The sequence below is a fragment of the Sphingomonas desiccabilis genome (genome assembly GCF_004135605.1).
GTDB classification, from domain to species: Bacteria; Pseudomonadota; Alphaproteobacteria; order Sphingomonadales; family Sphingomonadaceae; genus Sphingomonas; species Sphingomonas desiccabilis.
In genome coordinates, this window is record NZ_SDPT01000001.1 from 957,526 (window position 1) to 982,267 (window position 24,742).

Here is a 24,742-nt window from a genome sequence, read left to right on the forward strand (position 1 = left end):
AGCCGTTTGGCGCGCCTTGGCAACGCCCAAGCCGGCAAAACGCACCTGTCCACAGATGTTTCGCCTCGGGTCGCTTGAGCTTGGCCGCCGCGTCTGGGAAAAGCGGGCCCATGGCCACACTTGCACATATCGGCGGTTCGTCCGCTCCGTCCCCGGCTGCGCGCCTGCCCCAGAACGTCGAGGCGGAAGCGGCGCTTCTGGGCGCGATGATGATCGACAACCGGCTGGCCGACGACATCGTCGAGCGACTCGAGCCGGACCATTTCTTCGAGCCCGTCCACGCCCGCATCTTCGAGCGCATCCGCGACGTGCGCCGCCAGAACATGCTCGCCAACCCGGTCACGCTGCGCCCGTTGTTCGAGGACGACGCCGGCATGCGCGAGCTCGGCGGCCCGGGCTATCTCGCCCAGCTGACCGGCAGCGGCGCCGGCCTCCTCGGCGCCAAGCAGTTCGCCGAGCAGATCTACGACCTCGCCCAGCTGCGCGCGTTGATCACCGTCGGCACGACGCTGGTCGAGAACGCGCTCGACACCAGCCAGACGATCGACCCGCGCAAGCAGATCGAGCAGGCCGAAGAGGCGCTGTTCCGCGTCGCCGCCGAGGGCACCACCGCCAATGCGGTCAAGAGCTTCGCCCAGGCGACGACCATGGCCGTGCAGATGGCCGATCGCGCGCTCAACTCGGGCGGCGGCCTGTCGGGCGTCACCACCGGCCTCGACAGCGTCAACTCGCGGATCGGTGGTCTGCACCATTCCGACTTGATCATCCTCGCGGGGCGCCCCGGCATGGGCAAGACCTCGCTTGCCACCAACATCGCCTTCAACGCCGCGCGCCGCTTCATGGACGACCAGCGCGCGGGCGTGGAAAAGGGCAAGTCGGTGGGCGCCAAGGTCGCCTTCTTCAGCCTCGAAATGTCGGCCGACCAGCTCGCCACCCGCGTGCTTGCCGAACAGTCGGGCATCAGCTCCGAAGCGCTGCGCATGGGCAAGATCAGCAAGGCGGAGTTCGTGAAGCTCGCCGATGCCGCGGCCGATCTCGAATCGCTGCCGCTCTATATCGACGACACCGCCGGCCTCTCGATCAGCGGCCTGCACACGCGCGTGCGGCGTCTCCACCGGCGCCTGGACGACCAGCTCGGCCTGGTGGTGGTCGACTATCTCCAGCTGCTGCAGGGCACCGGCCGATCCGACAACCGCGTCAACGAAATCTCGGAGATCAGCCGCGGCCTCAAGACGCTCGCCAAGGACATCGGCGTGCCGGTGATCGCGCTCTCCCAGCTCAGCCGTGCGGTGGAGCAGCGGGAGGACAAACGCCCGCAGCTTTCCGACCTTCGCGAGTCCGGCTCGATCGAGCAGGACGCCGACATGGTCTGGTTCGTGTACCGCGAGGATTATTACGTCGCCGCCAAGGAGCCCAAGCGCCCGCGCGACGGCGACGACGCCCGCGTGTTCGAGGATCACGCGAAATGGGCGGTCGACATGGAGCGCGTCTATGGTCTCGCCGAACTGATCATTGCCAAGCAGCGTCACGGCGCCACCGGCAAGGTGACGCTGAAGTTCGAGCCGACGATCACGCGCTTCAGCGACTATGTCGGCGAGGGCTATGGCAGCTTCGACAATGAGTGAGGCGGGGCAGGGGACGCGCGACCGGCTGATCCTGATCGACCCGGCGAGCACCGACCCGGGCTACCCGGATGCGCAGTATTTCTGCTTCGACTGCATCGTGATCGAAGGCGTCCTCGCCGCCTATCCACAGCTGCGGGAGCGCTTGGACGTCGAGCACGTCGCCTGGGGGCGCCCCCGCGAGCGGGTGGTCGCGCTGGTGGGGGAGGCGCACCAGTCGCTGCCGCTGCTGATCCTGGGCGACGATGCACCGGCAAGCTTGGCGACCGGGGAGGCGAACGGCCTGCGCTTCGCCGACACCCGCGACGCCATCCTGGAAGCCCTGGCGGTGCGCCACGGCATCCCGCGGCGGCATCCGTAACGGGGTGGCGTAGCGAGCGGCGAGGGGCGCCCCCTCTCGCCGCACGTCCCAGTCTGCCGCCATCCCCGGCCCCAAGCGTACCCCGGCGAAGGCCGGGGCCCAGCTGCGGCGTCATCGGAAATGGGCAACCCCTCTGACGAGTGTCCCCCCTGGGGCACGGGCGTGGCAGAGCCTCCGCAACGATCCCCCGAAGTATCCCTGCGAAGGCAGGGATCCAGGGCCAAGCAGAACCATCGCTCGCGAAGTCTAGAAAACCCTCGGCTGCTGCCTGCGCAGGCGCACGGCGAGGGCTTACGCTTAAATCCCCACCAGAGCCGCCGGGCAGTACAGCGTCGACGGTCGGGCGCCCCTCGTACCACCTCCCCATCTGGGCCCCGGCCTTCGCCGGGTACGGCGGCTCGTTTGCAGCGCGCGCCGGCCCCCAAAAGCGATCTCCGCGTCGCAGCGCTCCGCCACCTTTCACACCTTATCCACAGCCTGTTGCCCCAGCCATCCACGGGCCTATGCCCGCGCTCCTGAACGCCTTGCCCACAGCTTATCCACAGGGTTGCGCACGGGCTCTCCACACGTCGCCCACAAACACGACGTGGCTGTCCGCTGGTCGCTCACACGGTGCCAACGCACCGCGAGCCGCTTGCCAACGAGTTATCCACAGGTTTGCGCACAAGCACGAGATGCGAGAGCGCCCGCGGCGACACGCGCGCAGGTCTTCGGCGAAGGGGGCGCGTGGCCCTGGGCTCCCGCTTTCGCGGGAGCACGGGAGGGCGCAGCGGGCAGCGCGGCCGGGGGCCGCGGCCGGTCAGAAGACGGGCTGGTTGGGGTCGCCGTCGGGAATGGGGGTGTGGATCCCGCATTCGGTCTTGTTCCAGCCGCTCCAGCGGCCGGAGCGCGGGTCTTCGCCCGGCGCCACCTTGTTGGTGCACGGCTGGCAGCCGATCGACGGATAGCCCATCGCCACCAGGGGGGTCACCGGCAGGTTGTGCGCGGCGAAATAGCCGTCGAGCTCTTCCTTGGACCAGGTGATGAGCGGGTTCACCTTCAGCCGGTCGCCGTCGAGTTCGAAGCGCGGCAGGTTCGCGCGCGTGGCCGCCTGGAACGCCTTGCGCCCGGTGAAGCTCGCGTCGAACCCGGCGAGCCCGCGGGCGAGCGGCTCGACCTTGCGGATCTCGCAGCAGCCGTCGGGGTCGTAGGACCAGCGCAGCCCGCTCTCGTCGCGCGCCGCCAGCCGCTCGGCGTCGGGCTGTAGGATGCGCAGGTCGGTGAGGCCCAGGAAGCGCACCAGTTCGTCGCGGTAGGCGATCGTCTCGGGAAAATGCTTGCCGGTGTCGAGGAACAGCACCGGCACCGAACGGTCGACGCTCGCCACCAGGTGCAGCAGCGCCGCCGACTCCGCGCCGAACGACGACACCACCGCCACTTCGCCCAGCAGCCCTTCGCCCAGCGCCACCCGCAGCATCTCCTGCGTGTCGACGCCCCGGAACCGCTCGTTCAGGCGCGCGGCATCGGCCGCGGTGAAGCGCGGCGCGAGGTCGAGCCGGTCGGGGATGCGCAGCGCCGCATTAGCCATGACGCAGCTTCCACACCGGTTGCACCGGGTCGGCCGCCCGCTGGTAGAAATGCTCGTAGCGCGCGAGCGCCGCTTGCGCCGTCGCCTGGTCGATCGGCGCCTCGGGCGCGAAGCTGTCGAATCCGCAGCGCCGCATCGGCAGCAGCTGGTCGACCAGCACGTCGCCCTGCGCGCGCAGCTCGCCCTCGTACCCCGCCTCGCGCAGCACGCGCGCCGAGGAATAGCCGCGGCCATCGCGGAACTTGGGGAAGCTCACCTCCACCAGCGCGAGGCGGTCGAGATAGGGCAGCAGCGCCCGCGCATCGTCGCCCGCCTCCAGCCGCACGGCGGTGGCGTTGGACTGGCCCAGGAACGCGTCCAGCGTCACCGCCGGTTCGTCGTGCGGGGCATCGTCGCGGAAGCGCAGGAAGCCCGCGTCGGCCGGGTTGGTGGTCAGCTCAGCCATAGATCGCCTCCTTGAACGGCTCCATGCCGATGCGCCGATAGGTGTCGACGAAGCGCTCGCCCTGCTGGCGCTCGGCCAGATAGCGGTCGGTAACGCGCTCGATCGCGTCGACCACGCCGTCCTCGGAAAAGCCCGGTCCCGTGATCTTGCCCAGGCTCACGTCTTCGGCGCCCGATCCGCCCAGCAGCAGCTGGTAGTTTTCGGTGCCCTTCCGGTCGACGCCCAGGATGCCGATGTGGCCGGCATGATGGTGGCCGCACGCGTTGATGCAGCCCGAGATCTTGAGCTTCAGTTCGCCCAGATCCCGCTGGCGACCGAGGTCCGCAAACCGCCCCGCGATCTTCTGCGCGAGCGGGATCGAGCGCGCATTGGCAAGGCTGCAATAGTCGAGCCCGGGGCAGGCGATGATGTCGCCGATCAGGTCCAGGTTCGCCTCGGCGAGCCCCGCCTCCACCAGCTGCTGCCACACCGCGTACAGGTCCGCCTTGCGGACATGCGGCAGGACGATGTTCTGCGCATGCGTCACGCGCAGCTCGTCGAAGCTGTAGCGCTCGGCCAGGTCGGCCATGCGGTCGATCTGGTCGGCCGAGGCGTCGCCCGGAATGCCCTCGACGGGCTTCAGGCTGATGTTGACGATCGCATAGCCCGGCTGCTTGTGCGCCTTGACGTTCTGGTCGAGCCAGACCGCGAAGTCGGGATCGCTGCGGTCGACCGCGTCGGACAGGCCCTGCTCGAACGGCGGCGGCGCGAAGTGCGCGGCGATGCGGTCGAACTCGGCCTGCGGCGGGTCGATGCCCAGCGCCTTCACCGCGACAAACTCTTCCTCCACCTGGCGGCGATATTCGTCGGCGCCCAGTTCGTGGATCAGGATCTTGATCCGCGCCTTGTACATGTTGTCGCGCCGGCCGTAGCGATTGTAGACGCGCAGGCACGCCTCCAGATAGCTGACGAAATCCTCGAACGGCACGAAGTCGCGGATCAGCGACGCGATCATCGGCGTGCGGCCCATGCCGCCGCCCACGTATACGGCCGCGCCCAGCTTGCCCTCGCGCTCGACGATCTGCAGCCCGATGTCGTGCAGCCGCATCGCCGCGCGATCCTCGTCGGCCGCGATCACCGCGATCTTGAACTTGCGCGGCAGGTAGGTGAATTCGGGGTGGAAGGTCGACCACTGGCGCAGCAGCTCGGCCCAGGGGCGCGGGTCCGTCACCTCGTCGGCGGCGGCGCCGGCATACTGGTCGGACGAGATGTTCCGAATGCAGTTGCCGCTGGTCTGGATGGCATGCATCTCGACGGTCGCCAGCTCGCGCAGGATCGCGGGCGTGTCCTCCAGCTTGATCCAGTTGAACTGGAGGTTCTGGCGCGTGGTGAAATGGCCATAGCCGCGGTCGTACGTGCGCGCGATATGGCCCAGCATCCGCATCTGCCGGCTGTCCATCGTGCCATAGGGCACCGCCACGCGCAGCATATAGGCGTGCAGCTGCAGGTAGAGGCCGTTCATCAGCCTGAGCGGCTTGAACTGGTCCTCGGTGATCTGCCCCGACAGGCGCCGCGCGACCTGGTCGCTGAACTCCGCGATCCGGGCTTCGACAATGGAGCGGTCGTATTCGTCGTACTTGTACATGCTACCCTCATCACACCGGGCGAGCCGGCAGGTCGTGCCCGCAGGCTGCGGCGGCGGTTCAGATCACCCAGCTGCCGGCGTTCGGATCGGCGGGCTTCAGCGTCAGGTCGGCGCGGACGGTGGGGCCGAGCGCGCGGATGCGGTCCTTGATATGGGCGGGGCGGGGGCCCTCGGCCGTCTGCTCGCCGTCGATCACATAGGGCACGTTCACGCGCAGCGCGGCTTCCTCGACATGGGCGATCGCCTCGCCGTTGCTGCCGACGTCGACCGCGTCCGCCAGGTGCCGGGACCAGCCGTTGCCGGTCCACCACACCACATCGCCGCTCGCCAGATCATTGCCCGTCAGGATCTTCACGCCATTGCCTCCGCTGCGGTCGCCCAGGCGCCCAGCTTGTCCTCTGCATCCGCCAGCTGGACCACTTCGCCCACCACGATCACCGCCGGGCTCTGCACCTGCTCGCGCGCGACCATCGGGCCGAGGTCGGCGAGCAGCGTGCGCAGCGCGCGCGCACCCGGCAGGGTCCCGCGCTCCAGCACCGCCACCGGCATGTCAGGAGCGACGCCGTCCGCCATCAGCTTGTCCGCGATCGCGTCGGCGGTCGCCACGCCCATGTAGATCACCAGCGTGCGGCCCTTGCCGGCAAGCCCCGACCAGTCCTGGTCGGTCAGCCCCTTGCACTGGCCCGCGACGAAGCTCACCGCCGACGACCAGTCGCGGTGGGTGAGCGGCAGCATGGCACCGGCCGCACAGCCAAGCGCTGCCGAAACGCCCGGAACCACCTCCAGGGGCAGGCCCGCGGCACGCACCGCTTCGACTTCCTCGCCGCCGCGCCCGAAGATGAAGGGATCGCCGCCCTTCAGGCGAACGACGATGGCGCCCGTCTTCACATGCGCGACGATCAGCGCGTTGATCGACTCCTGCGGCAGCGTGTGGCGCGAGCGGCGCTTGGCGACCGAGATGCGCTGGGCGGAAGCCGGGGCGATGTCGAGCACGCGTGCGTCCACCAGCCCGTCGTGCACCACGACGTCGGCGCTTTTCAGCGCCTCCACCGCGCGCACGGTCAGCAGGCCGGGATCGCCGGGTCCTGCGCCCACCAGGATGACGCGCCCACGCGCGTGCGGATCGAGTAGCGTCGGCATGCTGGGCAGATGGCGGTTCGCGCGCGCGGTCGCAACGTCACCCTTGCTTCGCGTGCCCCTAGCGAAACTTTGCGGGCCCTGCGCTCAGCCGTCGCGCAACCCGACGCCGATCGACGCGCGGGCCTGCTCCGCCTCCGAAGAGGTCACCGGATAGGCGCAGTGATCCGCCGCATAGAAGCCGCCCGGACGGTGGTTGCCGGACCAGCCCAGGCCCCCGAACGGCGCCTTGGGCGAGGTGCCGATGGTCGGCCGGTTCCAGTTGATGATGCCTGCGCGGATGTTCGCCCAGAAGGCGTCGTAGCGCCTGGGGTCCTGGCTCACGAGCGTGGCGCACAGGCCGTAGCGGGTGTTGTTCGCCTCCGCCACCGCCGCCTCGAAGCTCTCGGCACGGATGACCTGGAGCAGCGGCCCGAAGACTTCGGCGTCGGGGCGCTCGCTCGTCTCGGTCATGTCGATCAGCGCGGGGGTGAGGAAGGGGCGCCCCTCGACCGGCCGCTCCAGATAGCGGATCGGGCGGCCGCCCTTTCCCGACAGGGTCAGGAACCGCTCGGTGAGGCGATCGGCCGCATCATTGTCGATCATCGGCCCCATGAAGGGGGCGGGATCGGCATGGGGGCCGTCGAGGATCATCCGGTCGATCAGCGCATTCACCTGCTCCAGCAGCGGATCGGCCAGCCGCTGGTCGACGATCAGCCGGCGGGCGGCCGTGCAGCGCTGCCCTGCGCTCAGGAAGGCGGACTGCACCACCAGCACCGCGGCCGTGTAGAGATCGGGCGTGTCCCACACCAGGATGGGATTGTTGCCGCCCATCTCCAGCGCCAGGATCTTTTCCGGATGCTCGGCGAAGCGCCGGTTGAGGGCAAGGCCGGTGCGCGCCGACCCGGTGAACAGCAGGCCGTCAATCCGCGGGTGTTCCGCAAGCGCCTGGCCGGTCTCCGGCCCGCCGATCAGCAGCCGCACGCAGCCTTCCGGAATGCCCGCCGCGCGATAGCAGTCGACCAGATAGGCGCCGGTCGCCGGCGTCTTTTCCGAAGGCTTGAACACCACCGCATTGCCCGCCAGCAGCGCGGGCACGATGTGGCCGTTGGCGATCTCGGCGGGAAGATTGTACGGAACCAGCACCGCCAGCACGCCGTGCGGCTTGTGCCGCAACGCCAGGCGCGAACCCATCTGGGCGTCCAGCCGGCGCTGGCCGGTGCGCTCGGCAAAGGCGGAGATCGCGATGTCGACCTTCGCCATCACCGCCTCCACTTCGCCGCGCGCTTCCCACAGGGGCTTGCCGGTCTCGCGCGCGATCAGGTCGGCGAAGTCCTCGGCACGCGCCCGCACCACGTTGGAAAAGCGGCGCAAGGCCTCCGCGCGGTAGGACAGGGGCTGCGCTGCCCAGGCGGCCCAGCTCGCGCGCGCCCGCGCGACTTCCGCGTCGACGTTGCCGCAGGTGCCGCGCCACAGAAAGGCGCCGGTCGCGGGTTCGGTCGAGACGAGTTCGGTGTCGCTCATTGGCCCTCGTGGTACAGCGCGCGAACCCGTGTGCCCCAAAGCCGCGGCGGACGCCAGTTCGCCAGCCCGGACGTCGCGCCTAGCGCAGCGCCTCGCCCAGCTGCCGGATCTGCGCCACCTTGTCGTGGAGCGCCGACCAGTCGTCCGCCTCGGCGATCGGCGCCCAGATCGCCTCCACTTCCTCAATCGAGAGCTTGCACGGCGCCGCTTCCCAATGCGGGTGGTCGCGCGGCTTGCGCGGCGCATAGCCGGCGAGCGCCGCCCGCACCGCGGCAAAGGCCTCGCCGTAGCGGGGCTCGTCCGGCAGGCTGCCGCCGAACGCGTCGTGGAAGAAGGAATCCACCGGTGCGCTCGTTTCGCGCAGGGCAAGCTCCATCTGCCCGACGAGCGTGCGGTCCTCGGCCTCCCCGCGCGGCGTGACGCCCAGCCGCCACAGCATCGCGGCCCGCACCGCCTCCTGATAGCGCGGCGCGAACTGCTCGAGCACCGCGATCAGCGGCTCGGACTCCGCCAGCGTGCGCAGCGCCACCGCCAGCTGCATCGCGTCCCAGTAGATCGCCTCCGGCTGGCGCCCGAACGCATAAAGTCCGGCATGGTCGAAATAGGCGGCCGTGAACGCCGGGTCCCAGGTCTGGGCAAAGCGCCACGGGCCGTAGTCGAAGCTCTCGCCCGTCACGTTGATGTTGTCGGTGTTGAGCACGCCATGGACGAAGCCCGCCGCCATATATTGCCCGGCAAGCCGCGCGGTCCGCGACACCACATGGTCGAGCAGCCGCACCGCGCCGTCCTCGCCCGGCTCCTCGCCATAGAAATGGCGCAGCACATAGCCCACCAGCCGCTCCATCGATTCTGCGTCCTGGTGGTAGGCGAGGCGCTGGAAGGTGCCGATGCGGATATGCCCGTGGCTCAGCCGCACCATTACCGCCGATCGGGTGGGGGAGGGCTCGTCGCCCCGCGTCAGTTCCTCGCCGGTCTCGATGACCGAGAAGGTGCGGCTGGTCTCGACCCCCAGCGCCTCCAGCATCTCGGTCGCCAGGATCTCGCGCACGGCGCCCTTCAGCGTCAGCCGCCCGTCGCCGAAGCGGCTCCACGGCGTCTGGCCCGATCCCTTGGTACCCAGGTCCATCAGCCGGCCGCGATCGTCCCGCATCTGCGCGAACAGGAAGCCGCGCCCGTCGCCCAGGTCCGGGTTGTACGACCGGAACTGGTGCCCGTGATAGCGCAGCGCCAGCGGCGTCTGGAGGTTGTCCGCCAAGGGCTGGAACCGCCCGAAATGCGCGATCCATTCGGCATCGTCGAGCGCGTCGAGCCCGACGCTCGCCGCCGCGCGATCGTTGCGGAAGCGCAGGATCGTCTTGGGAAAGTCCGCCGCCGCAACGGGATCGTAGAATTCAGGCCCAAGCTCCAGGATCGCCTGTTCGGGCCGATAGGGGGCGGGCGACGGATTGGGTTGCGAGGGATTGGCCATACGGCGATATGGGGAGCGATGACCGACAGACGCAACCCGCCCCGTGCCGGCGCCTGGCAGGATGATTTCTGGTGGTCCAACGACGGGCTCCGGCTGCACTTCCGCGATTACGCAGGCCGTGCCGACCGCCCGCCGATCCTCTGCCTCCACGGCCTTACCCGCAACGCCCGCGATTTCGAGGGCGTGGCGGCCCGCCTCTCCGGCGACTGGCGGGTGATCGTGCCGGAGATGCGCGGGCGCGGCGAAAGCGCCTATGCCCGCGATCCCATGACCTATGTCCCGCTCACCTACCTGCAGGACATCGACGCGCTGCTCGGCTATCTCCAGCTCGACCGGGTGATCCTGATCGGGACCTCGATGGGCGGCATCCTCACCATGCTGCTCGCGGCCACCGAGCGCGGGCGCGTGGCGGGCGCGCTGCTCAACGACGTGGGGCCGGAATTGTCGCCGGCGGGTCTCGGCCGCATCCGCAGCTATGTCGGGCGCCAGCTGTGGCATCCGACCTGGATGCACGCCGCCCGATCGCTCGCCGAGGCCCACGCTGATACCTACCCGACCTACGACATCGCCGACTGGCTCGTCATGGCCAAGCGCCTGTACCGGCTCAATTCGTCCGGCCGCATCCTCCTCGACTATGACATGAAGATCGCCGAGCCGTTCCGCGTGCCGGGCAACGAGGCCGGCCCGGACATGTGGCCCGCGCTCGACGCTTTGCGCGGCAAGCCCGTGGCGCTGGTCCGCGGCGACCGCTCCGACATCCTCTCGGCCGAGGTCGCCGGGCGCATGGCCGAGCGCCTGCCCGAGGCGGAGCTGGTCACCGTCGCCCACACCGGCCACGCGCCGACGCTGGAGGAGCCGGAGGCGGCCGCCGCGATCGACCGCCTCCTCGCCCGCCTCGCCTGAAGGTCCCCCGATGCCCGTCCGTATCCTCCATCTCCACTCCAGCTTCGCGCCCGGCGGCAAGGAGCAGCGCGCCGTCCGGCTGATGAACGCCTGGGGCGACCGCGCCGTCCACACCATCGTCTCGGGCGTGCTCGGGCAGACCGGCGCGCGCGACTGGATCGCCAAGGGCATCCGCTACGAGATCGCGCAGAATCCGCCGCCGCTCACCGGTAAGCCCTCGGTCGCGCGCTACGAAGCGATCGCCCGCTATGCCTCGCGCTTCGACCTGGTGCTCACCTACAACTGGGGTGCGATCGACGGGGTGATGGCGCGCCGGGCGTTCGGCAAGAACATGCCGCCGGTCGTCCATCACGAGGACGGTTTCAACGAGGACGAAGCCCGGCGGCTCAGCCCCGTGCGCAACATGTACCGCCGCTTCGCGCTGGGCGCCGCGCACGCGCTGGTGGTGCCGAGCCAGGCGCTGGAGACCATCGCGCTCGACACCTGGCGCCAGCCGCGCGCACGCGTCCACCGCATCGGCAACGGCATCCCGGTCGAGAAATACGCCGCAGGCTGCGCGCCCGACGCGATCCCCGGCTTCCGCCGCAATCCCGGCGAGGTCGTGATCGGCTCGCTCGCGGGCTTTCGCGACGTGAAGGATCTGCCGCTGCTGGTGCGTGCCGTCGGCGGCATCGTCGAGGACGTGCAGCTGGTGCTGGTCGGCGAGGGGCCGGAGCGCCAGGCGATCCTGGACGCGGCCGAGGGGATGGGGATCGAGGATCGCGTCCACCTCCCGGGATTCCTGCCCGAACCGCATCGCTACATGGGGCTGTTCGACATCTTCGCGCTGTCGTCGAAAAGCGAGCAGCAGCCGATCTCGGTCATGGAGGCGATGGCCGCCGGGCTCCCCGTGGTGGCGCCGCCGGTCGGCGACATCCCGCAGATGGTGGCAGAGGAAAACACCCCCTACATGGGCATCGACCGGCACGAGGTGCACCTGCGCGATCGGCTCCAGGTGCTGGCGCAGGATCCGGCCGCGCGCGGCCGCGTTGGCGCTTCGAACCAGGCGCGCGCTCGTGCGTTGTTTGACGAGAAGACGATGATTGCGGCCTATGCGGCGCTGTACGAGCAGGCGATGGGCAAGCCGGGGGCGCTGTCCCCCCAAGCGTAATTCTCTCGCGTGCCAGGAATTTGGTCAGTAAAGGCGCGGCATCGCTGGTCCGCCGCGCAGGTTCGTCGGGCATCATTCGGAGGTTGGTTTGTTCAAAGGTCTGTCCCCCATCAGCTACAACGGCCGTGAGGTCTGGCCGCTGGTCGAGGGAGGGAAGGGCGTTGCCGCCACCAACCACGCATCCGCCGGAGCCTGGGCTGCGGCCGGGGGCATCGGCACCGTCTCGGCAGTGAACGCCGACAGCTATGATGCCGAGGGGAAGATCATCCCGCAGGTGTATCGCGCGCTCACCCGCCGCGAACGCCACGAGGAACTGGTCGAATATGCGATCGAGGGCGCCGTCCAGCAGGTGAAGCGCGCCTGGGAGATCGCCGGCGGCAAGGGCGCGATCAACATCAACGTGCTCTGGGAGATGGGCGGCGCGCAGCGCGTCCTCCAGGGCGTGCTGGAGCGCACCCGCGGCATGGTCGCGGGCGTCACCTGCGGCGCCGGCATGCCCTACAAGCTCAGCGAGATCGCGGCCGAGCACAACGTCCATTATCTCCCGATCGTCAGCTCCGGGCGCGCGTTCCGCGCCTTGTGGAAGCGCGCCTATTCCAAGGCGGCCGAGTGGCTGGCGGCCGTGGTCTATGAGGATCCCTGGCTCGCCGGCGGCCACAATGGTCTTTCGAATGCAGAGGACCCGCTCGCGCCGCAGGACCCTTATCCGCGCGTGAAGGCGCTGCGCGACACCATGCGCGAGGGCGGCATTTCCGACGACGTGCCGATCGTGATGGCGGGCGGCGTCTGGTACCTGCGCGACTGGAACGACTGGATCGACAATCCGGAACTCGGCAAGATCGCCTTCCAGTTCGGCACGCGCCCGCTGCTGACCCAGGAAAGCCCGATCCCGGAAGAGTGGAAGCAGCGCCTCATGCAGATCGAGGAGGGCGACGTCCTTCTCCACCGCTTCTCGCCGACCGGCTTCTATTCGTCCGCGGTCCGCAATCCCTTCCTGCGCAGCCTGGAGGCGCGTTCGGACCGGCAGATCGCCTTCACAACGCAGGAAGCCGGCGACCACAGCTTCCAGCTCGACGTCGGCGTGAAGGGTAAGAACTTCTGGGTGACGCGCAACGACCTGCTGCGCGCGCGCGAATGGTTCGGCGCGGGCTTCACCGACGCGCTCAAGACGCCGGACAACACGCTGGTGTTCGTGACGCCCGAAGAAAAGCAGATGATCCGCAAGGACCAGGCCGACTGCATGGGGTGTCTGAGCCAGTGCAGCTTCTCGTCCTGGGCGGATACCGAGACGAACTCGACCGGCCGGCTGGCCGATCCGCGCAGCTTCTGCATCCAGAAGACGCTGCAGGACATCGCCCATGGCGGTCCCGTCGACAACAACCTGATGTTCGCGGGCCACGCCGCCTACAACTTCAAGCGCGATCCCTTCTATTCGAACGGGTTCGTGCCGACGGTGAAGCAGCTGGTCGACCGCATCCTGACCGGCGATTGATCGGAAGAAGGGCACGGCCGCCATCGCGACCGTGCCCTTCCTTCTCCCCGGGCGCGGGAAGCGCCCGTGCGGGCTCAGTCGTCCGCGATCGTGCCGACGACCGCGCCGCCGACGCCGCCGACGGCAGCACCCTTCTCCACGTCGCCGTTCGTCGCCGCAGCAACTCCGGCGCCGCCCGCCGCGCCGATGCCGGCACCGGTCAGCGTGGAACAGGCACCCAGCGGCATCGCGCAGGCGATCAGCAGGGCAGGGGCAATCAGCTTCTTCACGGCAGCGTCTCCGGTTGTTGGGGGTATTCGACCAAAGCATCGGCTGCGCCGAGGTTCCCGCCGCGATGTTCGCTCCCTGGCGCGCACGGCGGTTGAAGGCAGCGACCCGAACGCACTACGGTGCGCCGGGGGACAACAGAGGACGACACATGCGGCATTCGGTGGTTTGGCTTGGCGGAGCGGCGATCCTGGCCGCGGCGGTGCTTCCCGCCGGCGAGGCAGCCGCGCAAAAGCGCAAGCCGCCCTATTACGCCTCCATCGCCGCGGGCGAGGCACGGATGCGCACCGGCCCCGGCAAGAACTACCCGGTCAGCTGGACCTTCCGTCGTGCCGACCTGCCGATCAAGGTGGTCGACATCTATCAGGACTGGCGCAAGGTCGAGGATCCGGACGGCACCCAGGGGTGGATGCAGGTCGGCCTGCTTTCCGACCAGCGCACCGGCTATGTGAACGGCGGCCTCGTCGAGCTTCGCTCCGCCCCCAACGCCTCGGCGCACGTCGACTGGCGCGCCGCACCGGGCGTCGTCGGCCGGCTCAGCCGCTGTTCGGCCGGCTGGTGCTATTTCGACGTGAAGGGGCGCGGCGGCTATGTCGAGCAGTCCCGTCTGTGGGGTGTCGACGCCGGCGAGGATATGTAAGCCCCGGCGCGACCTCCATGGTTGATCCCTGGATCTGGCCCGCCGCCCTGGGGCTGCTCGGGCTGGTGTTCGGCAGCTTCATCGCCACGCTCGCCATCCGCTGGCCGGAGGGGCGTTCGAGCCTCGTCGGCCGCTCCGCCTGCGATGGCTGCGGCCGCACGCTCCGCGCGGTCGAACTGGTGCCGCTGGCGAGCTTCCTCGCCCAGCGTGGCCGCTGCCGAAGCTGCGGCGCCGCCATCGCCCCCAGTCATCTCGTGGTGGAGCTGCTCGGCCTCGCCATTGGGGTCGCGAGCGGGCTGGCCGCTCCGGGGCTTCCCGCGATCGCCGGGGCGGTGTTCGGCTGGCTGCTCCTCACGCTCGCCGCGATCGACCTGCGCGCCTTCTGGCTGCCCAATCCGCTCACCGCTACGGTGGCGCTCTTAGGGCTAGGGACCGGGCTGCTCGGCATCCCGCCGTCGCTTCCGGATCGGCTGATCGGAGGCACCGCCGGCTTTGCGGCCCTGTGGCTGGTCGCAACCGCCTACCGCCGCCTCCGCGGCCGGGTGGGTCTGGGCGGGGGAGACCCCAAGCTGTTCGGTGCGATCGGCCTGTGGCTCGGCTGGCACGCGCTGCCGCTGGTGCTGCTGCTCGCCTGCCTGCTGGGGCTGGCGGTGGTGCTGGTCACCCGCATCCTTGACCGCCCGCTCGCCGCCACCGACCGGCTTCCGCTCGGCACGCTGCTGGCGCCGGCCGCTTTCGTGCTGTGGCTGGTGGCGACGACGGCGATCGAGGTTGGGTGAGTACTAGGCGCAAAGCCGCATGTCGGGCGGCAGGTGCATCTGATCGATCTGTTCCTGCGAAAGCGCGGCCGTCTCAGGCGTGATCGGGAGCAGGGTCGGGCATGTCGGGCTTGTTTCCCGAGCAAAGTTGATTGCCAGGTGCCAGGTCACGCTAAGGGGATAGTCCGAGGCGATCGGCTTCCCCGCGCTGTCGGTGGCCGGCGAGAAGGAGAGGTGTTGGACGATCAGGTCGCAGGTTCCCTTGTCCAAGGGAGCGAAGCCGCTGGACGTCGAAATGGTGCAGCCCGCAACGGCACCATGGTCGTCCACCCGCAGGATGGTAGAGACCCGACCGGCCTTCCGCGCAGCCGCGGCTTCCGCGGGATAATGATCCGCCGAGAACCACTGCGCCGGGTTCCCCAGGATGCGGGCCTTTTGCGGGCCCGATGGCGGCGCCGCGGTCTCTGCTTGAAGAAGCAGGGCCATGACAGACAGGATCAACAAGACAATTCTCCCCCCAGAGAACAGCGCCGAAGCACTGCTGAGTCCGTTTGAGCACGCGTGCATCACGCCGTCCACTGGCGGGGAAGGGGGAAAACGAATGCCCGCGCCGGGCCTGTCCTACACGCGCGCTAGCTGCTTCAGTCGCGGCATGGCCGCCGCACCCCTTCCAGCCCTTCTTCCCGCCTGCGAGAAGCCCGGGTGCAGCGGGCTGCGTTGGCCTAACCTTAGACTAACTTTCCGATCCCATCGGCTCCACACGATAGTGGATCGGCTTGAACGTGCCGCCGTTGGAATCCGGGGCCGAACAGGCGGTGAGGCCGATCACCAGGTCCATGTGCGCGCGGAAGCGGATGAAGTCGCCGGCCTTGCTGAGCGGCGGCAGCACCTTGAGCTTCCCCGTCTCGCCGTCGATCGGCACGTTCATGAAGCAGTTGAACGCCACCGGAATGCGATCGGGCGCGATGCCATGGGGCTCCAGCGCCGCGGACAGGTTGCCGAAGCAGCCGCGATGCGGCGGAAGCTTGGGGTAGAAGTGGTGGAAGGTGTCGTAGGAGCACGGCGTCAGCAGGAAATCGTGCCGGCCGACCGTATCCTCGACGATCTCCAGCATCACCTGCGACCGGTTCGAATAGAGCCGGTGGCCGGTCGTGAGATAGATCGTCTCGGCATAGTCGAGCGTCCGGCCCGACGAGATCACCTCGTCCAGATCGTGCGCGTTGAACGCCAGCAGGTCGGAAACCTGCTCGCCGCGCGGATCGATCACGGTCAGCGTCTCGCCCTTCGCCAGTCGAAAGGCGGTGCCGCTGCGTTCGGGAATGACTTGGGTCGAAATCAGGCGTCTCCGGAATAATGGAACGGGCAGCGCCAGCCCGCGTCGACTTCGCGCCCGCTGTACTGGCGTGCTTCGCTGGACGTGCCGTGGGGGGCCAGCATCGGGTTGCGCGATCCTGCCAGCGCCTCGTCGCGCACCAGGATCTTCTCGCGCATGCTCTCGTACTTGCCCTCCGCGCGCAGCCGCTCGAACTGGTCGTGGAGGTTGAAGACCATCGCCGGCCGCTCGAATCGCCGCGCAGGGCGGCTGGAGTTGGGATGGAGGCCGACCACGAAGAACGCCTCGCCGCCGAAGCTCAGCGAGAAGTGCGGGTTCTCCGGGTCCGGGCTGACGCGCGTGTCATACTCCTGGCCCCGCCACACGTCCTTATCCGACAGCGACTGGACGCGCTGCCACAGCGCCCGCTCGAATGCGGCCTCCGACAGGTCGTCGGGGCCGTCGAATACCACGGCGAAGCTGCGGTACATGGTCTTGTCGCGGCGATAGGCCTGGGCGAAGCGCAGCAGCGCGTCGTGGATGCGCACGTCGTCCCAGGCGCTGTCGATGCGGGTGCAGCCGAACACTTCCAGCGTGCCCTTGGCGAGCGCCGCCTTGGCGCCGACGCACGGGAAGTCGCGCTCCCCGACATGGGCGAACATCATCGCTTCCAGGCGCTCCTGCGCCTCGTGCTTCCAGCTAAACATAGGTTTAGATTTGATCCCTTCGAGCCGCCACTACGCCCGGCACGCGAGTCGAGTTCCGCCCCCCGGGCCATGCCGGCTTGGGGGCGGCGGTCCGCTCAATATTTGTCGCGGCGGGGCTTGTGCTGGCGCTTGCTGGGCAGCTGGTCGGCCATGGTGGCGCCGCGACGGCCCTGCGGGCGCGGGCGGCCGGTCGTGGAGTCCACCCCGGTCTGGCGTTCGGACTCCGCGTTGATCTCCGCTCCGATCAGCACGGCGTAGCAGGAGACATAGAGCCACATCAGCAGCACCACGACCGCGCCCAGCGCCCCATAGGTCGCGTTGTAGTTCGCGAAGTTCGCGGCATAGACACCGAACCCCAGCGTCGCGATGCCCCACAGCAGCGTGGCGGCGACCGATCCGATCGACAGCCACTGCCACTGCGCCCGCGCGCGGTCCGGCGCGTAGCGATAGATGAAGGCGAAGGTGCTGCTGGCGATGACGATCGCGACCAGCCACGTCAGGATCTGGATGGTGATGACGCCCGCGCGCCCCAGCACGTCCACCGCGGTCTGGAGATAGCCGAGCGCACCCGCGGAAAAGAGACCGACCAGCGCGGCCAGCACCGCTCCGATCGTCAGCAGGGCGGAGGCGAGGGTGGTCTGGATGATGTTCCGGCTCTCCTCCTCCTCGTAGATGACGTTCAGCGCCTGGATGATCGCGCTAGACGCGCGCATCGCGCCATAGATGGAGAAGAACAGCGCGATGGCGAGGCCCAGTCCGGCCTTGGAGGCGGCGGTGGTCGCGACCGAGATCAGCTGGTCCGAGATCAGCCGCGCCGCGTCCGCCGGCACCAGCTCGAAGATCGTCTTCATGTGCTCGGCGACGGTGGCCGGGTCGGCGATCAGGCCATAGGTCATCACGATGGCGCCCAGCAGGGGCACGAAGGATAGGAAGCAGTAGAAGGCGACCCCGGCCGCCATCAGCGACAGGTTGTGATAGCCGTCCATCGTGTACACCCGCTTCAGGATGGACTTCCATGCGGCCCAGGGGTGCTGCCAGGGATGGGTGGATTCCACGCCCGGCACCTCGTGAGGCTCCGGGTGGAGCTTGGTCTCGGTCGGATCGACGTCTGGTGCGCTCTGGCCGGCAGCAGGCGCGCTGCCGGAAGGGGTCGCGGCGTCGGTCATCGTATCATCCCTCGGTTTCGGTCGTCCGGGGTGCAACGCGCGCCGTCGCGATCTGGATGCAACCGAAACGATTCCCCGTCCGGCGGGAACCAAGGTACGTTGCGGGGGGTTTAAGGCGCTTCGGGGGCAGGGGCGTACGGGCGCCTGGATACAAAGGGGAGCGTGTGGGGGATACTCGTCGACAGCTGTACTGGAGCCTGCTGGCCAGTACCTTTGTGATGCCGTCCGCGCTTGCCGCTCCGGTCGCCCAGCTTTCCTCACCGCCTGCCACTGCGGCCGGCGGAGCCCCTGCCGCGGATCCTGTGGATGCCCGCACGCAGGACGGGCAGGCCCCTGCCGCCCAGCCGCAGGGCGACATCGTTCCCGAAGCGGAGTTCGACAGCTCGCTTCCGCCGCTCAGCGGCGACATCGACGCGCCGCTCGAGGCCATGCCTCCCGCCACCCCGTCCGCGCCCGGCTCCGCCCAGCCCAACGCGCCGGCAGCCGCGCCGGCGACGGGTGCGCCCCAGGCCGGCACGACGGTGGGCGAGGCGATCCCGGACGCGCCGCTGGCGGAAGAGCCCGAGCTCGCGCAGCCGCTGCCGCCGATCGCGACCTTCGACGCCAACCCGGTCGAGGTCGCGGGCGTCGACGACAAGGCGGGCACCGAGATCCGCTACAAGGTCGCCGTCAACGGCCTGGACGAGATCGACACGCTCGGCCGCTTCGACTCGCTTTCGTCGCTCAAGAAGGACGGCACCAAGGCGGCGAACGCGGCCATGATTAGCGCCCGCGCCAAGGAGGACGAGCAGCTCGCCGTCCGCATCCTCCATGCCGAGGGCTATTACGACGGCACCGCCGTCTCCACGGTGGAGCAGCGGGAAGGCGGCTCTGTCCAGGTCACGATCAACGCGACCCCGGGGCCCCAGTACAAGCTGGCTTCCATCAAGGTGGACGCGGCGCCGACCACGCCGCCCAACCTCGTCGAGAAGGAGCTGCCCCTCAAGGTCGGCGAGCCGATCATCGCCGAGCGGGTGCAGGCGGCGGAGGCCAATGTCAGCCTGAAGCTGCCGCAGCAGGGCTATCCCTTCGTCAAGGTGGGCGAGCGCGACATCCTGCTCGACGAGCAGACGGTGACCGGCGACTATACGCTGCCGGTCGACACGGGCCCGCGCTCCTCGTTCGGCGGCTATACGACCGACGGCAAGCTCGCGTTCGACGCCGAGCATGTCGGCGTGCTGGCGCGCTTCGAGCGCGGGCAACTCTACGACACGCGCAAGGTCGACGACCTGCGCGATGCGCTGGTGGGCACGGGCCTGTTCTCCAGCGTCTCGGTCGAGCCCAAGCGCACGGGGCAGATCGCGCCGGACGGCACCGAGATCGTCGACCTGGCCGTGCACCAGACGGCCGGCCCGGCGCGGACGCTGGCGGCGGAGGCCGGCTACGGCACCGGCCAGGGCTTCCGTCTCGAGGGTTCCTGGACCCACCGCAACCTCTTCCCGCCCGAAGGCGCGCTGATCATCGCCGGTGTCGGCGGTACCCAGGAGCAGGGCCTGAGTGCGACCTTCCGACGCCAGAACGCCGGCCAGCGCGATCGCACCGTCAGCCTGACCGCGTCCGCCAACCACTCGAACTACGAAGCCTATGAGGCGTTCACCGGCACGCTCGCCGGCAAGATCTCCTACGATTCCACGCCGATCTGGCAGAAGCGCTTCACCTATGCCTACGGCTTCGAGCTGACGGGCACCAACGAAGACGTCTGGAGCTTCGAGAAGAACAAGCGCGACCGTGGGACCTATTTCGTCGCGGCGCTGCCGTTGTTCGGCGGGTTCGACACCTCCGACGACCTGCTCAACCCGACCAAGGGCTTCCGCCTGAAGCTCAACGCCAGCCCGGAAACCTCGGTGCGCGGCAATGTGAAGCCCTATGGCCGCTTCATGGTCGAGGGCACGGCCTATTATCCGGTGAGCGACAGCATCGTCTTGGCCGGCCGTGCGCGCGCCGGCAGCATCGCCGGCGTCGCGCGCGACGACCTTGCGCCTTCGCGGCGGTACTATGCCGGTGGCGGCGGCTCGGTCCGCGGCTTCGGCTATCAGGAACTGGGCCCGCGCGATCCCGAGGGCGATCCGATCGGCGGCCGCAGCCTCAACGAGTTCGCGATCGAGGCGCGCTACCGCTTCGGCAACTTCGGGATCGTGCCATTCCTCGATGCGGGGCAGGTCTATGAAGGATCGCTGCCCGACGCCTCCAACCTGCGCTTCGGCGCGGGTATCGGCGGCCGCTTCTACACCAACTTCGGCCCGCTCCGCGTGGACGTCGCAACGCCGCTGAAGCGGCGCGAAGGCGAGTCCAAGGTGGCCCTCTACATCTCGATCGGGCAGGCGTTCTGATGGCCGAAGAAGTGATCCGCGAAACGGGCGCCGGCGAAGAGCGCGTCGTGGTGGTCGATCGCCGTCCGCTGTGGCAGCGGATCGCCAAATGGGTCGCCATCGCCCTGGCGGGCCTGGTGCTGCTGCTGGTCGTGCTGGTGCTCGGACTGAACACCCGCCCCGGCCAGGGCATCCTGGTGCGCCAGATCAACAACTTCTCGACCGCTTCGGGCTTGAAGGTCCATGTCGGCCGGATCGAAGGATCGCTCTACGGCGCGATGGTGATCCACGACCTGCAGCTGCGTGACACCAAGGGCGTCTTCGCCTCGTCGCCGCAGGTCGCGATCGACTGGCGTCCGTTCGCCTTCATCCGCAGCCATGTAGACGTGCGCTCGCTGACCAGCCCGTTGATCCGCTACGATCGGAACCCAGAGCTGCTGCCGACCCCGCCGAGCGAGGATCAGGGGCCGCTGCTCCCGGACTATGACATCGACGTCAACAAGCTGTCGGTCGGCCGGCTGGAGATCGGGCCGGCGGTAGCCGGCCAGCGCTACGTTGCGAAGATCGACGGCCAGGCGCACATCGCCGATCGCCGCGCACAGATCCAGGCGAACGCCGGGACGGTCGCGGGCGGTGGCCTCGCCGGAGGTGACCGGTTGGTGCTGCGCCTCGATGCGGTGCCCGACGACAACAAGCTCGACGTCGACTTGCGCGTGACCGCGCCCAGCAACGGCCTGGTCGCGGGACTGGCCGGGCTGAAGGCGCCGCTGGTGCTGAACGTCGACGGCCGTGGCGCGTGGAGCGACTGGCGCGGTCGCGCAGCCGGCACGCTCGGCGGGCAGCCGCTCGTCGATCTCAACGTCCTCGGCCGCTCGGGCAATTTCCAGGTGCGCGGCTTCGCGCGTCCGGGGCTCTACCTCGAGGGACCGGTGGAGCGGCTGACCGCGCCGCGTCTGAAGATCGCGCTCGACACCGCACTCGACGAGCGGGTGATGGACGCCAAGCTCCGCCTGCGCTCGGACGCGCTCGCGGTCGCGACCGACGGCAAGGTCGATCTCGGCCAGAGCCGCTTCGGCGACTTCCGGGTGGAGGCGATGCTGCTCACCCCCGGCTCGATCGCGCCCAACCTCAACGGCCGCTCGGTGCGGGCCGCCGTTGTGCTCGACGGGCCGTTCCGCACGCCGACCGTCGACTACAAGGTCCAGGCCGCCGCCATCGGCTTCGGGGAAACCGTCGTCGAGCAGCTCTATGCCGAGGGCAAGGCGACGATCGACAGCGAGCGGATCCTGATCCCGATCAACGCCAAGGCACGGCGCATCTCCGGCCTCAACGCTGCGGTCGGCGGGCTGGTGACCAACGTCGCGATCAACGGCGACCTGGCGATCAGCAACGGCGACCAGGTGCTCTCGGACAACCTGCGCCTGCGCTCCGACCGGATCGACGCGACCGCGATCATCGCTGCCAACCTCTCGACCGGCCGCTATACGGGCGCGCTGAAGGGGCGGATCAACAATTACGAGATCGCCAGCATCGGCATCATCAACCTGCAGACCGATGCCGATCTCTACACCGCGGCCAACGGCGGCTACGGCATCCGCGGCCGCGTGGTCGCGCAGACCAAGCAGCTGTTCAACGAGGGCGTCCGCAACTTCCTGGGCGGAAATGCCACCACCTCGGCCAACATCGCCTATAGCCCGGAAGGCATCATCAGCTTCTCCAACCTGAAGCTGAGCGCGCCCCAGTTCCGCATCCTGCGCGGCTCGGGCCGCTACGATCCGGCCGGGCCGCTGCTGGTCAACGCGGACGCCTATTCGACGCAATATGGGCCGCTCACCGCGCGCGTGTCCGGCTCCATGGCGGCGCCGGTGGTGTCGCTCAGGGCACCGCGTCCGGGGGTCGGCATCGGCTTGGTGGACCTGAAGGCGGACGTGCGCGGGCAGGGCGATCGCTATGCGATCGTCGCGTCCGGCGGCACCAACTATGGTCCGTTCAACGCGAACGTTCTGTTGAGCACGGCGCCGCGCCTGACGGCCGACATCCGCTCGGCGCGCTTCGCGGGCGTCGACATCAACGGCCGGGTGCAGGCAACCGACGCGGGGCCGTTCGCCGGTCGGCTGAACTTCTCGGGCTCGGGGATCAACGGCTTCGCCAACCTCGGCGCCGTCGGCAAGTACCAGCGTGCCGACTTGAACGCGCGCGCCTACAATGCCCGCATCCCCGGGCAGGACGGCATCACTATCGGGCAGGCGATCGTCACCGCCTCGGCCGTGCTCTACGACCAGCCGCAGATCGTGGCGGACGCGCAGCTCGGCAACTTCCGCAGCGGCGAGATGGTCGTGACCCGCGCCCGTGCCAAGGTGAACTACCGCGGCGGCAACGGCACCGCCCAGCTTCTGGCAGAGGGTTCGTCCGGCGTGCCGTTCCGGGTCGCCGCCAACACCCGCCTGAGCCCGAACGAGTATCTCGTGGCGCTGCAGGGCGTCGGCAACAACGTCAACTTCCGCACTGCCAACCCCGCGCGCATCGTGCCGGGCTCGGGCGGCTACCGCCTCTATCCGACGCGCATCAACTTCGATCGCGGATCGGTGCGGATCGCGGGCTCCTACGGCGCCGGCATGACGCTCCAGTCGCGGCTCGACAGCCTCGACCTGAGCCTCCTCAACGCCTTCATGCCCGGCCTGGGCGTCGGCGGCACCGCCACCGGCAGCCTGGACTACGCGCAGCCGAGCGGCGCGAGCTTCCCGCAGGCGGATGCGCGGCTCACCGTGCGCAACTTCACCCGCTCCAGCCTGGCGGCAGTCTCCGATCCGGTGGACATCGTCTTCGCGGGCGACCTGCGGCCGGAGGGCGGCAGCGGCCGGGCGCTGATCCGGCGGGGCACTACTACCGTCGGGCGCATGGTCGCGAACCTGCGTCCGCTGGCGCCCGGCGCCGGATCGTGGACGACCCGCCTGATGGCGGCGCCGCTCTCCGGTGGCATCCGCTACAACGGTCCGGCGGGCGTGCTCTTCTCCTTCGCGGGGCAGGCCAACCAGCAGCTGTCGGGGCCGATCGGCATCGCGGCGGACTTCGGCGGGCGTGTCCAGGCACCGCGCCTGGTCGGCGTCGTGCGGGCGAACAACCTCACCTACGAAAATGAGTCGCTGGGCACCCGCCTGACGCAGATGAAGATCGACGGCCGCTTCAACAACGACCGCTTCGAGCTGGTGACGCTCACCGCCCGCGCGGGCGACGGCAGCATCTCGGCACAGGGCAACGTCGGCCTCGCCGCCGACAGCGGCTATCCGATCGACGTCCGCGCCAGGCTCGACAAGGCGCAACTCGCACGCAGCGATGCCCTCGGCGCGTCCGCGACCGGCGAGATCCGCGTGCTCAACAATGCGCAGGGCGGCTCGATCACCGGACAGCTGAGCATCCCGGAGGCGCGCTACCAGCTCGCCTTCCAGGGGGCCTCGGAAGTGCCGGAGCTCACCGGCATCCGCCGGAAGAGCGAAATCCGCGCGGTCGCAGCCAACCCGCGTCCGGCAGCCCCGGCGGCTCCGGCTGGCCTGTTCAAGCTCGATCTGCGCGTGCGTGCGCCCAACCAGCTCTACGTCTCTGGCATGGGCCTCGAATCGGAGTGGAAGGCGGACCTGCGGATCGGCGGCACCTCGGCGGCGCCCCGCATCGCCGGCGGCCTGGACCTGATCCGCGGCACCTATTCCTTCGCGGGCAAGGAGTTCGACGTCGAGCGCGGCAAGATCAGCTTCGAAGGCGACGATTTCACCAACCCGGTGATCGACATCGAGGCGAACACGACCGTCGAGGACGTCACGGCCACCATCCTGGTTGCCGGTACCGCGCAGGCGCCGCGCATCTCCTTTACCTCAACCCCGGCGCTCGCGCAGGACGAGGTGCTGGCACGGCTGCTGTTCGGCCGCTCGGTGACCGACCTGTCGGCCACCGAGGCGATCCAGCTGGCGGCGGCGCTCAACTCGCTGCGCGGCTCGGGTGGCGGCGGGCTCAACCCGCTCGGCAAGCTTCGCTCGGCGACCGGCATCGATCGGTTGCGGATCCTGGGCAGCGACGAGGCGACCGGCCGCGGCACCGCACTGGCGGCGGGCGAGTACCTCACCGACGACATCTATATCGAGATCATCACCGATGCGCGCGGCTTCACCGCCACGCAGCTCGAGGTGGCGCTGACCAAGGCGCTGAGCGTGCTCTCGCAGACGGGGTCGTTCGGCGGATCGAACGTCGGCGTGCGTTACTCGAAGAACTACTGACGGGATG

General features: G+C 69.2%; 21 protein-coding genes. 9 read left to right on the forward strand and 12 right to left on the reverse strand.

Going from position 1 to position 24,742, the window contains the following annotated elements:
• The first annotated feature begins 110 nt into the window (after positions 1-110).
• Positions 111-1,625 carry a replicative DNA helicase gene (locus tag EO081_RS04620; protein WP_129340722.1) on the forward strand — a complete coding sequence of 505 codons (1,515 nt, stop codon included), beginning with the start codon at positions 111-113 and terminating at the stop codon, positions 1,623-1,625.
• Positions 1,618-1,983 (forward strand): DUF3088 domain-containing protein, encoded by a 366-nt coding sequence (locus EO081_RS04625; protein ID WP_129340723.1) that lies wholly within the window; start codon positions 1,618-1,620, stop codon positions 1,981-1,983. Before EO081_RS04620 ends, EO081_RS04625 begins: the two co-directional genes overlap by 8 nt.
• Positions 1,984-2,782: 799 nt before the next feature.
• Here the strand turns inward: EO081_RS04625 and EO081_RS04630 are convergent.
• The 7 genes from EO081_RS04630 to EO081_RS04660 all read right to left on the reverse strand — a co-directional run bounded on the left by EO081_RS04630 (position 2,783) and on the right by EO081_RS04660 (position 9,727).
• On the reverse strand, positions 2,783-3,550 hold the full coding sequence (locus tag EO081_RS04630) for a phosphoadenylyl-sulfate reductase (protein WP_129340724.1): 768 nt from the start codon (positions 3,548-3,550) through the stop codon (positions 2,783-2,785).
• A complete protein-coding gene (locus EO081_RS04635; protein ID WP_129340725.1) occupies positions 3,543-3,995 on the reverse strand; it encodes a DUF934 domain-containing protein in 453 nt (150 codons plus the stop codon). Before EO081_RS04635 ends, EO081_RS04630 begins: the two co-directional genes overlap by 8 nt.
• Complete coding sequence (locus EO081_RS04640) at positions 3,988-5,619, reverse strand: nitrite/sulfite reductase (protein WP_129340726.1); 1,632 nt, start codon at positions 5,617-5,619, stop codon at positions 3,988-3,990. Before EO081_RS04640 ends, EO081_RS04635 begins: the two co-directional genes overlap by 8 nt.
• A 58-nt stretch (positions 5,620-5,677) precedes the next feature.
• Complete coding sequence (locus EO081_RS04645) at positions 5,678-5,974, reverse strand: DUF2849 domain-containing protein (RefSeq protein WP_129340727.1); 297 nt, start codon at positions 5,972-5,974, stop codon at positions 5,678-5,680.
• Positions 5,971-6,759, reverse strand: coding sequence for a uroporphyrinogen-III C-methyltransferase (gene cobA / locus EO081_RS04650; RefSeq protein WP_129340728.1), 789 nt, complete (start codon positions 6,757-6,759; stop codon positions 5,971-5,973). Before cobA ends, EO081_RS04645 begins: the two co-directional genes overlap by 4 nt.
• A gap of 84 nt (positions 6,760-6,843) precedes the next feature.
• Positions 6,844-8,259 (reverse strand): succinylglutamate-semialdehyde dehydrogenase, encoded by a 1,416-nt coding sequence (locus EO081_RS04655; RefSeq protein ID WP_129340729.1) that lies wholly within the window; start codon positions 8,257-8,259, stop codon positions 6,844-6,846.
• Between the two features lie 79 nt (positions 8,260-8,338).
• On the reverse strand, positions 8,339-9,727 hold the full coding sequence (locus EO081_RS04660) for a protein adenylyltransferase SelO family protein (protein ID WP_183947819.1): 1,389 nt from the start codon (positions 9,725-9,727) through the stop codon (positions 8,339-8,341).
• 18 nt (positions 9,728-9,745) lie between these two features.
• Here EO081_RS04660 and EO081_RS04665 point away from each other — a divergent pair, with 18 nt between their 5' ends.
• From EO081_RS04665 to EO081_RS04675, 3 genes are all read left to right on the forward strand, one after another.
• Positions 9,746-10,630, forward strand: coding sequence for an alpha/beta fold hydrolase (locus EO081_RS04665; protein WP_183947821.1), 885 nt, complete (start codon positions 9,746-9,748; stop codon positions 10,628-10,630).
• Between the two features lie 10 nt (positions 10,631-10,640).
• Positions 10,641-11,780, forward strand: a complete 1,140-nt coding sequence (locus EO081_RS04670) for a glycosyltransferase family 4 protein (RefSeq protein ID WP_129340731.1) — start codon at positions 10,641-10,643, stop codon at positions 11,778-11,780.
• Positions 11,781-11,868: 88 nt separating this feature from the next.
• Positions 11,869-13,272, forward strand: coding sequence for an NAD(P)H-dependent flavin oxidoreductase (locus tag EO081_RS04675; protein ID WP_129340732.1), 1,404 nt, complete (start codon positions 11,869-11,871; stop codon positions 13,270-13,272).
• A gap of 74 nt (positions 13,273-13,346) precedes the next feature.
• Here EO081_RS04675 and EO081_RS04680 read toward each other — a convergent pair whose 3' ends face one another.
• A complete protein-coding gene (locus tag EO081_RS04680) occupies positions 13,347-13,541 on the reverse strand; it encodes a hypothetical protein (protein WP_129340733.1) in 195 nt (64 codons plus the stop codon).
• 149 nt (positions 13,542-13,690) lie between these two features.
• Here EO081_RS04680 and EO081_RS04685 point away from each other — a divergent pair, with 149 nt between their 5' ends.
• Together EO081_RS04685 and EO081_RS04690 are read left to right on the forward strand one after the other, a co-directional pair.
• Entirely contained in the window at positions 13,691-14,179 is a 489-nt protein-coding gene (locus EO081_RS04685) for an SH3 domain-containing protein (RefSeq protein ID WP_129340734.1), read from the forward strand.
• Positions 14,180-14,196: 17 nt separating this feature from the next.
• Positions 14,197-14,958, forward strand: a complete 762-nt coding sequence (locus EO081_RS04690) for a prepilin peptidase (RefSeq protein WP_129340735.1) — start codon at positions 14,197-14,199, stop codon at positions 14,956-14,958.
• 3 nt (positions 14,959-14,961) lie between these two features.
• Here EO081_RS04690 and EO081_RS04695 read toward each other — a convergent pair whose 3' ends face one another.
• The 4 genes from EO081_RS04695 to EO081_RS04710 all read right to left on the reverse strand — a co-directional run bounded on the left by EO081_RS04695 (position 14,962) and on the right by EO081_RS04710 (position 18,122).
• Positions 14,962-15,441 carry a TonB family protein gene (locus EO081_RS04695; protein ID WP_165284505.1) on the reverse strand — a complete coding sequence of 160 codons (480 nt, stop codon included), beginning with the start codon at positions 15,439-15,441 and terminating at the stop codon, positions 14,962-14,964.
• A 229-nt stretch (positions 15,442-15,670) separates the two neighbouring features.
• A complete protein-coding gene (locus EO081_RS04700) occupies positions 15,671-16,273 on the reverse strand; it encodes a DUF1989 domain-containing protein (protein WP_375781649.1) in 603 nt (200 codons plus the stop codon).
• A complete protein-coding gene (gene gntA / locus EO081_RS04705; protein ID WP_125960349.1) occupies positions 16,273-16,956 on the reverse strand; it encodes a guanitoxin biosynthesis heme-dependent pre-guanitoxin N-hydroxylase GntA in 684 nt (227 codons plus the stop codon). Before gntA ends, EO081_RS04700 begins: the two co-directional genes overlap by 1 nt.
• A 95-nt stretch (positions 16,957-17,051) precedes the next feature.
• A complete protein-coding gene (locus EO081_RS04710; protein WP_165284507.1) occupies positions 17,052-18,122 on the reverse strand; it encodes a YihY/virulence factor BrkB family protein in 1,071 nt (356 codons plus the stop codon).
• Positions 18,123-18,340: 218 nt separating this feature from the next.
• Here EO081_RS04710 and EO081_RS04715 point away from each other — a divergent pair, with 218 nt between their 5' ends.
• Positions 18,341-20,491, forward strand: coding sequence for an autotransporter assembly complex protein TamA (locus tag EO081_RS04715; protein ID WP_129340738.1), 2,151 nt, complete (start codon positions 18,341-18,343; stop codon positions 20,489-20,491).
• Positions 20,491-24,735, forward strand: coding sequence for a translocation/assembly module TamB domain-containing protein (locus EO081_RS04720; protein WP_129340739.1), 4,245 nt, complete (start codon positions 20,491-20,493; stop codon positions 24,733-24,735). The genes EO081_RS04715 and EO081_RS04720 overlap by 1 nt, the downstream gene beginning before the upstream one ends.
• Positions 24,736-24,742: the final 7 nt, after the last annotated feature.

What these genes read in the sequence shown, in the direction of transcription:
- EO081_RS04620 (WP_129340722.1), top strand. Translation starts at nt 111, where the DNA reads ATGGCCACACTTGCACATATCGGCGGTTCGTCCGCTCCGTCCCCGGCT.
- EO081_RS04625 (WP_129340723.1), top strand. Translation starts at nt 1,618, where the DNA reads ATGAGTGAGGCGGGGCAGGGGACGCGCGACCGGCTGATCCTGATCGAC.
- EO081_RS04630 (WP_129340724.1), bottom strand. Translation starts at nt 3,550, where the DNA reads ATGGCTAATGCGGCGCTGCGCATCCCCGACCGGCTCGACCTCGCGCCG.
- EO081_RS04635 (WP_129340725.1), bottom strand. Translation starts at nt 3,995, where the DNA reads ATGGCTGAGCTGACCACCAACCCGGCCGACGCGGGCTTCCTGCGCTTC.
- EO081_RS04640 (WP_129340726.1), bottom strand. Translation starts at nt 5,619, where the DNA reads ATGTACAAGTACGACGAATACGACCGCTCCATTGTCGAAGCCCGGATC.
- cobA (WP_129340728.1), bottom strand. Translation starts at nt 6,759, where the DNA reads ATGCCGACGCTACTCGATCCGCACGCGCGTGGGCGCGTCATCCTGGTG.
- EO081_RS04655 (WP_129340729.1), bottom strand. Translation starts at nt 8,259, where the DNA reads ATGAGCGACACCGAACTCGTCTCGACCGAACCCGCGACCGGCGCCTTT.
- EO081_RS04660 (WP_183947819.1), bottom strand. Translation starts at nt 9,727, where the DNA reads ATGGCCAATCCCTCGCAACCCAATCCGTCGCCCGCCCCCTATCGGCCC.
- EO081_RS04665 (WP_183947821.1), top strand. Translation starts at nt 9,746, where the DNA reads ATGACCGACAGACGCAACCCGCCCCGTGCCGGCGCCTGGCAGGATGAT.
- EO081_RS04670 (WP_129340731.1), top strand. Translation starts at nt 10,641, where the DNA reads ATGCCCGTCCGTATCCTCCATCTCCACTCCAGCTTCGCGCCCGGCGGC.
- EO081_RS04685 (WP_129340734.1), top strand. Translation starts at nt 13,691, where the DNA reads ATGCGGCATTCGGTGGTTTGGCTTGGCGGAGCGGCGATCCTGGCCGCG.
- EO081_RS04690 (WP_129340735.1), top strand. Translation starts at nt 14,197, where the DNA reads ATGGTTGATCCCTGGATCTGGCCCGCCGCCCTGGGGCTGCTCGGGCTG.
- gntA (WP_125960349.1), bottom strand. Translation starts at nt 16,956, where the DNA reads ATGTTTAGCTGGAAGCACGAGGCGCAGGAGCGCCTGGAAGCGATGATG.
- EO081_RS04710 (WP_165284507.1), bottom strand. Translation starts at nt 18,122, where the DNA reads ATGACCGACGCCGCGACCCCTTCCGGCAGCGCGCCTGCTGCCGGCCAG.
- EO081_RS04715 (WP_129340738.1), top strand. Translation starts at nt 18,341, where the DNA reads ATGCCGTCCGCGCTTGCCGCTCCGGTCGCCCAGCTTTCCTCACCGCCT.
- EO081_RS04720 (WP_129340739.1), top strand. Translation starts at nt 20,491, where the DNA reads ATGGCCGAAGAAGTGATCCGCGAAACGGGCGCCGGCGAAGAGCGCGTC.